Origin of the sequence: Pseudomonas typographi, assembly GCF_014694385.1 — a bacterium.
In the GTDB taxonomy this organism is placed as follows: Bacteria; Pseudomonadota; Gammaproteobacteria; order Pseudomonadales; family Pseudomonadaceae; genus Aquipseudomonas; species Aquipseudomonas typographi.
The window spans coordinates 145,339-158,583 of the sequence record NZ_JAAOCA010000005.1 but is presented as its reverse complement, the minus strand read 5'-3'; the positions used below and the strand labels follow the sequence as shown (position 1 = coordinate 158,583).

General features: G+C 64.2%; 12 protein-coding genes, 3 tRNA genes and 1 pseudogene. 13 read left to right on the top strand and 3 right to left on the bottom strand.

Annotated elements, in window-relative coordinates; genetic code table 11:
- Positions 1-5 precede the first annotated feature (5 nt).
- From HAQ05_RS05375 to HAQ05_RS05315, 13 genes are all read left to right on the top strand, one after another.
- On the top strand, positions 6-2,516 hold the full coding sequence (locus HAQ05_RS05375; RefSeq protein WP_190418168.1) for a FimV/HubP family polar landmark protein: 2,511 nt from the start codon (positions 6-8) through the stop codon (positions 2,514-2,516).
- Between the two features lie 68 nt (positions 2,517-2,584).
- Positions 2,585-3,439, top strand: a complete 855-nt coding sequence (gene truA / locus HAQ05_RS05370) for a tRNA pseudouridine(38-40) synthase TruA (RefSeq protein ID WP_190418166.1) — start codon at positions 2,585-2,587, stop codon at positions 3,437-3,439.
- A 58-nt stretch (positions 3,440-3,497) separates the two neighbouring features.
- Positions 3,498-4,127: a phosphoribosylanthranilate isomerase gene (locus tag HAQ05_RS05365; protein ID WP_190418164.1), complete on the top strand. Its 630-nt coding sequence runs from the start codon at positions 3,498-3,500 to the stop codon at positions 4,125-4,127.
- 160 nt (positions 4,128-4,287) lie between these two features.
- A complete protein-coding gene (gene accD / locus HAQ05_RS05360; protein WP_190418162.1) occupies positions 4,288-5,184 on the top strand; it encodes an acetyl-CoA carboxylase, carboxyltransferase subunit beta in 897 nt (298 codons plus the stop codon).
- Positions 5,181-6,461 carry a bifunctional tetrahydrofolate synthase/dihydrofolate synthase gene (gene folC, locus HAQ05_RS05355; protein ID WP_190418160.1) on the top strand — a complete coding sequence of 427 codons (1,281 nt, stop codon included), beginning with the start codon at positions 5,181-5,183 and terminating at the stop codon, positions 6,459-6,461. The genes accD and folC overlap by 4 nt, the downstream gene beginning before the upstream one ends.
- A 15-nt stretch (positions 6,462-6,476) precedes the next feature.
- Positions 6,477-7,109 (top strand): SPOR domain-containing protein, encoded by a 633-nt coding sequence (locus HAQ05_RS05350; protein ID WP_190418158.1) that lies wholly within the window; start codon positions 6,477-6,479, stop codon positions 7,107-7,109.
- 102 nt (positions 7,110-7,211) lie between these two features.
- Positions 7,212-7,793 (top strand): CvpA family protein, encoded by a 582-nt coding sequence (locus HAQ05_RS05345; RefSeq protein ID WP_190418156.1) that lies wholly within the window; start codon positions 7,212-7,214, stop codon positions 7,791-7,793.
- A gap of 16 nt (positions 7,794-7,809) precedes the next feature.
- Complete coding sequence (purF, locus tag HAQ05_RS05340; protein ID WP_190418154.1) at positions 7,810-9,315, top strand: amidophosphoribosyltransferase; 1,506 nt, start codon at positions 7,810-7,812, stop codon at positions 9,313-9,315.
- A 14-nt stretch (positions 9,316-9,329) separates the two neighbouring features.
- A complete protein-coding gene (locus HAQ05_RS05335; protein ID WP_190418152.1) occupies positions 9,330-10,541 on the top strand; it encodes an O-succinylhomoserine sulfhydrylase in 1,212 nt (403 codons plus the stop codon).
- A complete protein-coding gene (locus HAQ05_RS05330; RefSeq protein WP_190418150.1) occupies positions 10,538-11,320 on the top strand; it encodes an SDR family oxidoreductase in 783 nt (260 codons plus the stop codon). Before HAQ05_RS05335 ends, HAQ05_RS05330 begins: the two co-directional genes overlap by 4 nt.
- Positions 11,321-11,412: 92 nt before the next feature.
- Positions 11,413-11,488, top strand: a tRNA-Val gene (locus HAQ05_RS05325).
- Between the two features lie 46 nt (positions 11,489-11,534).
- Positions 11,535-11,611, top strand: a tRNA-Asp gene (locus HAQ05_RS05320).
- Positions 11,612-11,700: 89 nt separating this feature from the next.
- A tRNA-Asp gene (locus HAQ05_RS05315) sits at positions 11,701-11,777 on the top strand.
- A 282-nt stretch (positions 11,778-12,059) separates the two neighbouring features.
- Here the strand turns inward: HAQ05_RS05315 and HAQ05_RS05310 are convergent.
- From HAQ05_RS05310 to HAQ05_RS28555, 3 genes and pseudogenes are all read right to left on the bottom strand, one after another.
- Positions 12,060-12,272, bottom strand: a pseudogene (locus HAQ05_RS05310) (MotA/TolQ/ExbB proton channel family protein); the annotation flags it as partial.
- 259 nt (positions 12,273-12,531) lie between these two features.
- Positions 12,532-12,948 (bottom strand): acyl-CoA dehydrogenase family protein, encoded by a 417-nt coding sequence (locus HAQ05_RS28560; RefSeq protein ID WP_238936465.1) that lies wholly within the window; start codon positions 12,946-12,948, stop codon positions 12,532-12,534.
- A gap of 53 nt (positions 12,949-13,001) precedes the next feature.
- Complete coding sequence (locus HAQ05_RS28555) at positions 13,002-13,187, bottom strand: acyl-CoA dehydrogenase family protein (protein WP_238936471.1); 186 nt, start codon at positions 13,185-13,187, stop codon at positions 13,002-13,004.
- Positions 13,188-13,245 lie beyond the last annotated feature (58 nt).

Below are 13,245 nucleotides of genomic sequence, written 5' to 3'. Positions count from 1 at the left end.
TGGCCATGGTTCATCTTCGCAAGCTGGCATTGGCGATTGCCGCGGCATCGACACTGGCGTCGGGGCTGGCGCAAGCCCTTGAACTGGGTGAAGTCACGCTCAAATCCGCGCCCGGCCAGCCGCTGGCGGCCGAAATCGAGTTGCGCGATGTGGGCAACCTTGCCGCCCCGGAGATCGTGCCGAGCCTTGCCTCACCCGAGGATTTCACCAAGGCTGGGGTCGACCGCCAGGCCTACCTGGGGCAATTGCAGTTCACACCGGTGATCAACCCGGGCGGGCGTAGCGTCATCCAGGTGACGTCGCCCACGGCATTGCCCGACCCGATGGTGAAGTTCCTGGTTCAGGTGGTGTACCCCAGTGGCCGCCTGCTGCGTGACTACAGCGTGTTGGTCGACCCGGCCAAATTCGCAGCGCCAGCGGGCGAGCCCGGGCGTGACACACCGGCACCGGCGGTGGCCACGGCCAATCGCCAGGCCGAGCACTACACCACCAAGAGCCCGGATACCCTTTGGGAGATCGCGGCCCGCGCGCGCCCGGCCGGGGCCTCGGTACAGCAAACCATGCTGGCGATCCAGGCGCTGAACCCCGACGCGTTTATCGATGGCAACATCAACCGGCTGCGCGCAGGCCAGGTGTTGCGCTTGCCGGATGCACCCAACGCTACGGCGCTGGCCCAGCCCCGGGCCGTGGCGGAAGTGGCCAGGCAAAATGCCGCCTGGCACGAAGGCCGGCGCTTGGGTCCGCGGGCGCAGCAGGTCGATGCCACCCGTAGGGCGCCTGGTAGCAAGGCACCGGCGCCCGCGCCGGGCGACAACCTGAGCTTGGTGTCGGGCCAGGCGCGTAACCGCAAAGGCGCCGTGGCAGACCAGCAAGCAGTGCGTGACCAGTTGGCTAGCACTCAGGAGAGCCTCGATTCGGCGCGCCGCGAAAACGCGGAGCTAAAAAGCCGTAACGACGACCTGCAGAGCCAGCTCGACAAACTGCAGCGCCTGCTGCAACTTAAGAACGACCAATTGGCCAAGCTCGAAGCCAGCGCTGGGGCGCCGCAGCCGCCGGGTACGCCCGCCCGCGCGGGCAGCCCGGCCATCGGCGCACAGCTAGCAGCGCCCGCCGCCCCCTCTGAAGCGGCCACCGGGCAGGCCCCGGCCAACGCGGGCGCACCGCCAAGCCCAGCGCCCGCGGCGCCGCCTACCTCTCAAGGCGCCAGCAACCCGGCGGTGCTGGGCGCCGCGGGCGGCATCGCGTTGATTGCCGTGCTGCTCGCCGCTTGGCTGCTCGCGCGCAAGCGCAAGGCGGACCAAGAGGCCGAGAAGCATGTGCGGATGGCCAAGGCGTTGGCCGAAGAGGGTGATTTCCCACCGGATGATTTCGATTTTGGGCCGGACAGTTTCGAAGGGTTGGCCCCGCAAGCGCCAAACGTGAAACTCGCACCGGCCATGGTGGCCGCCTCTGCCGCAGCGGCCCAGGCGTCGGCCAGTAGTACCCCCCTGGCGGCGCCGGTTGAGCCAGCCCCGCGCAACGAGGTGCCGAGCGTGGCGAGCCTGGTCAAGGCACCGGCCGCTGACGATGTGCTTACCCAGGCTCAAGCCGCTGTCGCCGCTGGCCGTTTCAACCAGGCCGCCGACCTGCTCGAGCCTGCGGTCGAGGCGCAGCCCGAGCGCAGCGAATTGCGCCTGATGCTCATGGAGGTGTATGCCAACCAGGGCGATCGGGATGCATTCGTCGCCAATGAGCGGCGTTTGCTGGCCAGCGGCGCCAACCAGGCCGAGGTCGAGGCATTGAAGTCGCGCTTCCCGGCCATGCTTGGGGCATTGGCTGGCGTGGGCCTGAGTGCCGCCGCGGTCGCCGCCGAACTCGATGCCCAGTACGTCAAAGACCTGCTGCAGGATGAGCCCGATGGCCCGGAGCCGATTGGGGAGGTGTTCGACACCGATTTCGACCTTGACCTCGACGGCATCGACCCGGTAGGCGCCGGCGCGGCGGCTAAGCCCGCCAGCGAGGCGGAGAAAGCAGCCGACCCCGCCAAACGCGACGATGTGGATTTCGACGCGTTGCTGCGCGAGACCGAAGCCGAGCGGGCCCGCGACATTGACCTGTCCGACTTCGACCTGGACATCGCCGCCGATGCGCCAGCACCGTCGCCGGTCGACGACCTCGATGACCTTGCACTAGAAGCGCTGGCCGACCCTGAAAAAGGCGATGGCCTGCCGGGTGATTTCGACCTGTCGACACCTGGCGAAGCTTCGCCAGGGCGCGACCAGGTCGCCGCTGGCCGGGAAGACGTCACCCCACGGCTGGGGAGCCTCTCTGGTGAGACGAATGAGCAAAACCCGGCGCCGGACGATTTCGATTTCCTCGCCGACACCGATGAGGTGAGCACCAAGCTGGACTTGGCCAAAGCCTACATTGAAATGAAGGACGCCGACGGCGCCCGTGACATTCTCGACGAGGTACTCAAGGAAGGTACCGATGCGCAACAGCATGAGGCCCGGCGCATGCTGGCCGACCTCGGCTGAACGCTCGCTGTAACCCAAGGCGGCAGCCCAATGGGCTGCCGCTTTCGTTATTCAACCCCAGGTGAGTTGTGAACACGTTCGAAACCGCGGTCACTGAAGTGGCCGCCGAAGGCCACACGCGCATTGCGTTGGGTGTGGAATACAAAGGCTCGCGCTACGCCGGGTGGCAGCGCCAAGCCAGCGGCTTGCCCACCGTGCAGCAGGCGCTGGAAACCGCCTTGGCCAGAGTGGCCGCCAGCCCCGTGTCGGTGGTATGCGCTGGGCGCACTGATGCAGGGGTACACGCCTGTGGCCAGGTGGTGCACTTCGACACCCGCGCCGCGCGGCCGAACAAGGCCTGGGTGATGGGCGCCAACAGTGAGTTGCCCCACGATATCAGCGTGACCTGGGCCAAGGAGGTGCCAGCGGACTTCCACGCCCGTTTCAAGGCGACCGCCCGGCGTTATCGCTATGTGATCTACAACGACCCCATTCGCCCGGCACACATGGGCCAGGAAGTGACCTGGAATTACCGGCCGCTAAACGTGGCGCGCATGGGCGAGGCCGCGCAAGCACTGGTAGGCACCCACGACTTCAGCGCCTTTCGGGCCACCCAATGCCAGGCCAAATCGCCGATCAAGCAACTGCATCACCTGCGCGTAAGCCAGCACGGCAGCATGGTGGTGATCGACGTGCGGGCCAACGCGTTTTTGCACCATATGGTGCGCAATTTGGCGGGTGTGCTGATGGCCATTGGCGCGGGCGATAAGCCCCCGCACTGGGCCGAGCAGGTGCTACTGAGCCGGGACCGCAAGGCTGGCGGGGTCACGGCGCACCCGTTTGGCCTTTACCTGGTGCAGGTGGAGTACCCGCCTGCGTTCGACCTTCCAGCGCGTTACCTCGGGCCACACTTTCTCACCGGGTTCGATGGCCTCATGGGCTGACGGGTTGGCCGGGGTTTGCTACTATCCGCCCCTTCAACCGTTGCAAGGTCGCCTGCTTATGGCCGCTGTTCGCAGCAAAATCTGCGGTATTACCCGCATCGAAGATGCCCTGGCCGCCGCTAACGCCGGGGCCGATGCCATTGGCCTGGTGTTCTACCCCAAAAGCCCACGTGCGGTCAGCGTGCAGCAAGCGCGCGCCATCGTGGCCGCGTTGCCACCCTTCGTGACCACCGTGGGCTTGTTCGTCAACGCCAGCCGCCGGGAGCTGGACGAAACCCTCGAAGCGGTACCGCTCGATCTGTTGCAATTTCATGGTGACGAAACCCCAGCTCAATGCGAAGGCGCGCGCCGCCCCTATATCAAGGCCTTGCGCGTGCGCCCGGGCGATGACCTGGTCGCTGCGTGCCGGGCCTATGCCGGCGCCCAGGGTGTCCTGCTCGATACCTTCGTCGCCGGCGTGCCCGGCGGCACTGGGCAGGCGTTCGATTGGGGGCTGGTGCCGGCGGGGTTGCCCAAGCCGGTGGTGTTGGCCGGTGGCCTGGGTGCGCACAACGTGGCCGCTGCGATTGCCCAGGTGAAGCCCTGGGCAGTGGATGTCAGCGGCGGCGTAGAGGCCAGCAAGGGTATCAAGGATGCGGCGAAGGTGGCCGCATTCATCGCCGCTGTGCGCGGCGCGGCCGCGCCATAGGGTGATGTGACGGCAAAACGCTGGCCGCCGTCCACACGCTTTAATGCGGCACAAATGTCAGGGTGAGCGCCTGCGGGCGCCGCCGTTTCGACCTGAATGGTAAGACCAAGCACGGGCTGCCTGGCGCCGATAGCGGCCCGGATACTGGAGAGAAGCACCTATGAGCAACTGGCTGGTAGACAAACTGATCCCCTCGATCATGCGTTCCGAGGTGAAAAAAAGCTCGGTGCCCGAGGGTCTCTGGCACAAGTGCCCGTCCTGCGAGGCAGTGTTGTACCGCCCTGAGTTGGAAAAAACCCTCGATGTGTGCCCCAAGTGCAACCATCACATGCGCATCGGCGCGCGCCATCGCCTGGATATCTTCCTCGATGCCGAAGGCCGGGAGGAGCTCGGCGCCGAGCTGGAACCGGTCGATCGCCTGAAGTTTCGCGACAGCAAGAAGTACAAGGACCGCCTGGTCGGCGCGCAGAAGCAAACCGGCGAAAAAGACGCGCTGATCTCCATGAGCGGCACCCTGATGGGCCTGCCGGTGGTGTGCAGCGCCTTCGAGTTCAGCTTCATGGGTGGCTCGATGGGCGCGGTGGTGGGTGAACGCTTCGTGCGCGCTGCCAATTATGCGCTGGAGAACCGCTGCCCGATGATCTGCTTCGCCGCCTCTGGTGGCGCGCGCATGCAAGAAGCGCTGATTTCCCTGATGCAAATGGCCAAGACCTCCGCGGTGTTGGCGCGCCTGCGCGAGGAGGGCGTCCCGTTCATCTCCGTGCTCACCGACCCGGTATACGGCGGCGTATCGGCCAGCCTGGCCATGCTCGGCGATGTGATCGTAGGCGAACCCAAGGCGCTGATCGGCTTCGCCGGCCCCCGCGTGATCGAGCAAACCGTGCGGGAGAAACTCCCGGAAGGCTTCCAGCGCAGCGAATTCTTGCTCGACCACGGCGCCATCGACCTGATCATCCATCGCCAGGAATTGCGCCCGCGCCTGGCGCGGCTGCTGGCACAAATGACCAACGTCGCCACCCCCGTGGCCGCACAGGTGCCGGTGGCCGCCCAAGCATGACTGCGCGCACCCTGGCCCAGTGGCTCGCCTACCTCGAGCAGTTGCACCCCTCGGCTATCGACATGGGCCTGGAGCGCTCGCGCCAGGTGTTCGAGCGCATGGGCCTGGGGCGCTTGGCCCGCTACCAAGTGTTAGTCACCGGCACCAATGGCAAGGGCTCGACCTGCGCCTTTTTGGCGAGCCTGCTCGAAGCCCAGGGGCTGAAAGTGGGGGTGTACAGTTCGCCTCACCTGCTGCGTTACAACGAAAGGGTGCGCTTGGCTGGCCTCGAAGCCAGCGATGCCGCCTTGTGCGAGGCGTTCACGGCCGTGGAAGCGGCCCGTGGCGAAGTATCGCTGACCTATTTCGAGATGGGCACCCTGGCGGCGTTCTGGCTATTCGCCCGCGCTGGGCTCGACGCGGTGGTGCTTGAGGTCGGCTTGGGTGGGCGGCTGGACGCGGTCAACCTGGCCGATGCCGACCTTGCCCTGGTGACCAGCATTGCCCTGGACCACGGCGAATACCTGGGGCATAGCCGCGAGGCTGTAGCCTTCGAAAAAGCCGGCATTTTTCGCGCTGGGCGCCCCGTGTTGTGTGGCGACCTGGCGCCGCCGTTACCGCTGTTGCAACAGGCCCAGGCGCTGGGTTGCCCGCTGTCGCTGCGCGGGCACGACTACGACCTGGCACCGGCCGGCGACCATTGGCAATGGCGCGGTCACGATCGCCAGGGTGTAGCCCTAACGTTGCCGGCATTGCCGCTGCTCGAGCTGCCCATGGAAAACGCAGCGCTTGCCCTGCAAGCCTATGCCCTGCTGGGCTTGCCGTTCGAGCCGGGTACACTGGCCGGTGCCTTGCAGGGTACCCGCTTGGCCGGGCGCCTCGACCGCCGAGAGCTGGCCTGGCAAGGCAAGGTGCTTCACCTGCTGCTCGATGTGGGGCATAACCCTGAGGCTGCCCAATACCTGAGCGTGCGGCTCGCCGCGCGGCCGGTGGCCGGGCGCCGGTTTGCGGTGTTCGGCTTGTTGGCCGATAAAGACCTGGCCGGCGTGGTCGCACCACTGGCGGGCACCTTCAGCCAGTGGGCCGTGGCGACCTTGCCTAGCCCGCGCAGCCGTGAGGCGACTCAGGTGGCGCGGGCCCTGGCGAACCTTGGCGTGTCGGCAGCGTCTCATGGCAGTGTTGCCCAAGCGCTGGAGCAGGTATGCAATGCCGCGGGCAGTGAAGATGAAATAGTCGTGTTCGGTTCGTTTTTCTGCGTGGCCGAGGCCCTTCGGTGGCTGGCCGGGCGCGCGGCGTGAGGAGGCCCTTGGGCAATGCTCGATAGCGTGGTCAAACAACGGATGGTCGGTGCCCTGGTGCTGGTAGCCCTTGCGGTGATTTTCCTGCCCATGCTCTTCAGCCGCCCGGATGAAGTGCGCCGGGTGCGGGTGGATGCGCCAGCCGCGCCGCAGGCACCGAGCATGCCGCAGGTGCGGGTAGAGCCGGTTGAAGTGCCGGTGAACCAACCCGTACCGTCGCCCGCCCCAGAGCCTGCCGCGGCGGAACAACCCGCCACGGCCCTGGCGACCGCGCCGGCGCCGGCCCAGCCACCTGCCCAGGCCGGCAAGGCGGCCGCACCTGCTGCCCCGGCCAAGCCTATCCCTGAGCTACCCGCCGCGCCCGTGGCCGGGGTACCGGCGAAACCTGACAGCGCGTCGAAAATAGACCCTAATGGCGTGCCGCTCAGCTGGGCGGTGCAGTTGGCCAGCCTGTCGACCCGTGCCAGCGCCGATGCATTGCAGGGCCGTTTACGTACCCAAGGCTATAATGCGTACGTGCGGTCGGCCGATGGCAAGAATAGGGTATTCGTCGGCCCGGTGATCGAACGCGCTGAAGCCGAACGCTTACGCGATACCCTTAACCGCCAGCAGCAGATGAAAGGCTTCGTGGTGCGTTTCGAGCCATAAGGGCCGCCGGGCAGGTTAATAGCCCCACTATCGCCCAGCATAGCTGCGCTGCCCCACAGGCTCTGGTAAAATGCGCCGCCTTATCCGTCATCGGGCTGCACCGTGGCATTTACGTGGGTCGACTGGGCGATTGTGGCGATCATCGCCGTATCCGCTCTGATCAGCTTGAAGCGGGGCTTTGTCAAGGAAGCCCTGTCGCTGCTTACCTGGATCATCGCGGGCGCCGTGGCCTGGATGTTCGGCGGCGGGATGTCGCAGTACCTCGAAAACTACATTCAAACGCCTTCGGCACGTGTGATAGCCGGTTGCGCCATTTTATTCGTCGCTACCTTGTTGGTGGGGGCGTTGGTCAATTTTCTCATTAGCGAGCTTATTCGCGTGACCGGTTTGTCTGGCACCGACCGTTTTCTAGGCATGGTGTTCGGTGCCGCGCGGGGCGGCTTGTTGGTGGTGGTGGCCGCTGGGCTGTTGAGCCTGGGGCCGGTTCAACAGGATCCCTGGTGGCAGCAGTCGCAGTTATTGCCGCGTTTTTTATTGGTCGCCGACTGGTCCAAAAACCTCGTTCTGGGGATGACCAGCCAGTGGCTGGCCGGTGGGGTCACCACGCCGGTCGATATTCCGTTCAAGGACCAGTGGTTCCCCGCCCACAAGGTGGAGCAGCCGCAGGCCGTTCAGGTTCACTAAGTAGGGGTCGTGTCGCATGTGTGGCATCATCGGTATCGTCGGTAAGTCGAACGTCAATCAGGCGCTGTATGACGCATTAACCGTCCTGCAGCATCGCGGCCAGGACGCTGCCGGTATTGTCACCAGCCATGATGGCAGGTTGTTCTTGCGCAAGGACAACGGCCTGGTGCGTGATGTGTTCCAGCAGCGGCACATGCAGCGGCTGGTCGGGCACATGGGTATCGGCCATGTGCGTTACCCCACCGCAGGCAGCTCTACCTCGGCCGAGGCGCAGCCGTTCTACGTCAACTCGCCCTATGGCATCACCCTGGCACATAACGGCAACCTGACCAACGTCGAACAGCTGGCCAAGGAAATTTACGAGTCAGACCTACGCCACGTGAACACCAGCTCCGACTCCGAGGTGCTGCTCAACGTGTTCGCCCATGAGCTGGCCGTGCGTGGCAAGTTGCAGCCCACCGAGGAAGACGTGTTCGCCGCAGTCAAGGATGTGCACAAGCGCTGCCGGGGTGGCTACGCGGTGGTGGCAATGATCACCGGCTACGGTATCGTCGGCTTTCGCGACCCCAACGCGATCCGCCCGATCGTATTCGGCCAGCGCCACACCGACGAAGGGGTGGAGTACATGATCGCCTCCGAAAGCGTCGCCCTCGATGTGCTGGGCTTCACCCTGATCCGCGACCTGGCGCCGGGCGAAGCGGTTTACATCACCGAAGACGGCAAGCTGCACACTCGCCAATGCGCGCCCAACCCGCAGTACGCACCGTGCATCTTCGAGCATGTGTACCTGGCCCGCCCGGATTCGATCATCGACGGCATCTCGGTGTACAAGGCGCGGCTGCGCATGGGTGAGAAGCTGGCTGAGAAGATTCTGCGCGAGCGCCCGGAGCACGATATCGACGTAGTGATCCCCATCCCCGACACCAGCCGTACCTCAGCACTGGAGCTGGCCAACCACTTGGGCGTGAAATTCCGCGAGGGTTTCGTCAAGAATCGTTACATTGGCCGTACCTTCATCATGCCTGGGCAGGCCGCGCGCAAAAAATCCGTGCGCCAGAAGCTTAACGCCATCGAACTGGAGTTCCGTGGCAAGAACGTGATGCTGGTCGATGACTCCATTGTGCGCGGCACCACCTGCAAGCAGATCATCCAGATGGCCCGGGATGCAGGTGCGAGAAAAGTCTACTTCTGTTCCGCGGCCCCCGCGGTGCGCTTCCCGAACGTCTACGGCATCGACATGCCGAGTGCGCATGAATTGATCGCGCACAACCGCAGCACCCAGGAGGTAGCCGACCTGATCGGCGCCGACTGGCTGATCTACCAGGACCTCCCCGACCTGATCGACGCGGTCGGGGGGGGCAAGGTCAAGATCGATCACTTCGATTGCGCGGTATTCGACGGTCACTATGTCACCGGCGATATCGACGAGCGCTACCTGGCCAAGATCGATCAGGCGCGTAACGATTTGGCCAAGGTCAAGACCCAGGCGGTCAGCGCCATCATCGACCTTTACAACAACTGAAGGAGCAGCTGCCAATGACTCAGGAATGGGACGCCGGGCGCCTGGACAGCGACCTCGAAGGCGTGGCCTTCGACACCCTCGCCGTGCGTGCCGGCCAGCACCGCACCCCTGAAGGCGAGCACAGCGACCCGCTGTTTTTCACCTCCAGCTATGTGTTCCGCACCGCCGCCGATGCCGCGGCACGCTTTGCCGGCGAGGTACCGGGCAACGTTTATTCACGCTACACCAACCCCACCGTGCGCGCTTTCGAAGAGCGCATCGCCGCCTTGGAAGGGGCCGAGCAGGCGGTAGGCTTCGCCACCGGCATGGCCGCGATTACCGCCGTGGCCATGGGCTTGTGCAGCATGGGCGACCATGTGTTGATATCCCAAAGCGTGTTCGGCTCGACCATCAGCCTGTTCGATAAATACTTCAAGCGGTTCGGCATCGAAGTGGACTACGTGCCGCTGGCCAACCTTGAGGGCTGGGGGCCGGCAATCAAGCCCAACACCAAGCTGTTGTTCGTCGAATCGCCTTCCAACCCTCTGGCCGAGTTGGTCGATATCGCCGCGTTGGCAGACATCGCCCACGCCAAAGGCGCCTTGTTGGTGGTCGACAACTGCTTCAGCACCCCGGCGCTGCAGCAGCCGCTGAAGCTGGGGGCGGACATCGTCGTGCATTCGGCCACCAAGTTCATCGATGGCCAGGGCCGTTGCATGGGCGGGGTGGTCGCCGGGCGTGCCGAGCATATGAAGGAAATGGTCGGCGTGGTCCGTACCGCCGGCGCTTCGTTAAGCCCCTTCAATGCCTGGGTCTTCCTTAAGGGCCTGGAAACCCTGAACCTGCGCATGCGCGCCCACTGCGCCAGCGCCCAGGCCCTGGCCGAATGGCTGGAGCGCCAACCCGGCATCGAAAAGGTTCACTATGCCGGGCTGCAAAGCCACCCGCAGCACGCTTTGGCCAAGCGCCAGATGCGCGGTTTTGGCGGCGTGGTGAGCTTCGAAGTCAAGGGCGGCAAAGAGGGTGCCTGGCGCTTCATCGACGCTACCCGCCTGGTGTCGATCACCGCCAACCTGGGGGACAGCAAAACCACCATCACCCACCCGGCAACGACCTCTCATGGCCGCCTTAGCCCGCAGGAACGTGAAGCGGCCGGTATCCGTGACAGCCTCATCCGCGTGGCGGTGGGGCTTGAGGACATCGCCGACCTGCAGGCCGACATGGCCCGCGGCCTGGCCGCGCTGTGATCGAGTTGGGCACTGCCGGTGGCAGTTTCCATGAAGGCCGTGTCGCCCTGGTCACCGGCGCGGCGCGGGGCATTGGCCTGGGTGTGGCCGCTTGGTTGATTTGCGAAGGTTGGCAGGTGGTGTTGGCCGATATCGACGAAGCGCGAGGGGCTGCGGTGGCCCAGGCGCTGGGCGAACGGGCCTTTTTCGTTGCGGCCGACGTGGCGGATGAAGCCCAGGTAGTCGGTGTGGTGGCCAAGGCCTTGGGGCAATTCGGCCGGCTTGATGCCGTGGTGAACAATGCCGCGATCGCGGACCCACACAACCGAACGCTTGAAACCCTACCGCTGGCACATTGGAACCGAGTGCTGGCGGTCAACCTGACCGCGGCGATGCTGCTGGCCAAGCATTGTGCACCGTACCTGCGGGCGCGCCAGGGGGCGATCGTGAACATTGCCTCTACCCGCGCGCGGCAATCCGAAGCCAATAGCGAAGCCTATGCGGCCAGCAAGGGCGGCTTGGTAGCACTGACCCACGCACTGGCCGTTAGCCTGCGGCCGGAGATTCGCGTAAATGCCGTCAGCCCCGGCTGGATCGATGCCCGCGACCCGGCGCAGCGGCGTGCCGAGCCGTTGACGGCCGAGGACCACGCCCAGCACCCGGCGGGGCGGGTGGGCACGGTCGAGGATGTGGCAGCGCTGGTTGCCTGGTTGTTGTCTAGCGCGGCGGGCTTCGTGACCGGGCAGGAATACCTGGTCGATGGCGGTATGGCGCGCAAGATGATTTATGCCCCGGGATAACCGCTGCTTTCCCTAGGCTTTTAAAAAACTTCAAGCAGGCTATTGACTTACGTTGGGCGGATGCCCAAAATGCGCCACCTCAGCGAAGCAAAGGGTGATTAGCTCAGCCGGGAGAGCATCTGCCTTACAAGCAGAGGGTCGGCGGTTCGATCCCGTCATCACCCACCACTTCGTGAGTATTGGCAACACCCTTGGGCAAAAGCCCAACCGACGCGCAGCGGTAGTTCAGTCGGTTAGAATACCGGCCTGTCACGCCGGGGGTCGCGGGTTCGAGTCCCGTCCGCTGCGCCATTTCTTCCAGGCCGTTCACCTGAACAGCCTGAGACCAGGGCCTACCCCGCACTGGTCAGTCGCGTCAAAAGGGCGAGAGCCCACCCTACGCAGCGGTAGTTCAGTCGGTTAGAATACCGGCCTGTCACGCCGGGGGTCGCGGGTTCGAGTCCCGTCCGCTGCGCCATATTTGCTTCCAGCAGGCCTCTCTGAATGCCTGGAAGCACCGATACTAGCGGCTTTTGGCCGCTTTTTTCGTTTATAGCGTTCCTTCTATAGCGTTCCTTCGGAATCCACCCGTAGCCAAGCATCTTTAGTACGTTAGCTAGTACATCGCGAATGCCCGGTTCTTCGTTGGTAGGCCTTTTCACAAGAGGTACCTTGTGGCTCCGAGCAATGGGGCTTCACCAGGGGCGTGACGTTAAGCTCGCTCAGCACCTTGTCGCTGTCTTGGGTCGAGAAGGCTATCTCAGGACGCCTCCTTCACGTTCTGCGGGTTGCCGGCAGCGGCGTTGTTCAACGCGGGATGCGGCGGCACATGGAACGAATTTTTCTGCACCAGGCTGTAGAAGTCATGGGCGAAATCATCGAGGTCGGCAGCCGTCAGTTTCAGGCGACGCAGGAAGTAGTTGTAAACCAGCACCGCAGGCACTGCGGCGGCGATCCCCACACCGGTAGCGATCCGGCCGGCATCAAGTTTTTCGTACCCGCCAGCGTGATAGTCCGGCGTACCGATGCCGAGGTGCAGGAGAAACTGCAGACCTATCATTCATTGCAAAGCATCGGGGCTTCGCTGGTGCACATGCAGTCGCCTATCGACTTCACCGCTTATCCGCCAGAGACCCGTCTGGGGGATGTCGTTCCGAAAGATGCGAGTTGGGGACTACTCCATTGGGCCAACCTGGATGAGACAGTAGGGCAGTTGCGGCGGCGAGGACGTTTCAGCGAGCGCTAAGACTGCCCGCGATACCCGCCTGGGTCTCCGCGAGAAATAACTGCAGGAACGGTGTGACGGTTATGCGCTCCCCTTCTTCCACTGTACGTGGCGGGATCTCATCCGCTTTGACCACAACATCGTGCAGATGAGTGGTGCCACTCGCCGTCAGACGCTGGCCCATCGCATCGAAGCCGTCCAGCAGTTCCTGTCCTTTTCGATCACGCGGCAGGATGAATGATACCGGTTGATAGTCTTTGTCTAGCGTGACAGCACTGACCCAGTCCGCACACAACGATCCGGTGCTGTAGTACTTGCTGCCTGTGGCGCAATGGTTCTCTTCGTCGCGCAGAATACGCGCGCTGGTCGAACCGTTCGCACCGCCAACCTCCCAGCCTGTATTGCCTATTACAATGCCTCGCAAATAGCACTCGAACCATCGTTCACGCTCGGCTTCCGCATCCTTGGCACCTGACGCTAGCAGCCCCCGACCAAATCGAAATGAGGGCGCAGCGCCTGAGCCACGTTCGAATCAACGGACGCGATGGGAATCAGCAATGCAATAGCATCCTTGACCGAGCCACCGGCGCCTCCAAACCGAGTGGGAATCCTGACGGTAAATAAGCCTGCTTTAACGATCCGCGCTACGGCCTCATACGGCAGTTGTTGATCACAGCAGCGATGTCCGGCAGCGGCCGGTGGGCAGGGGCATTGAGCTCTT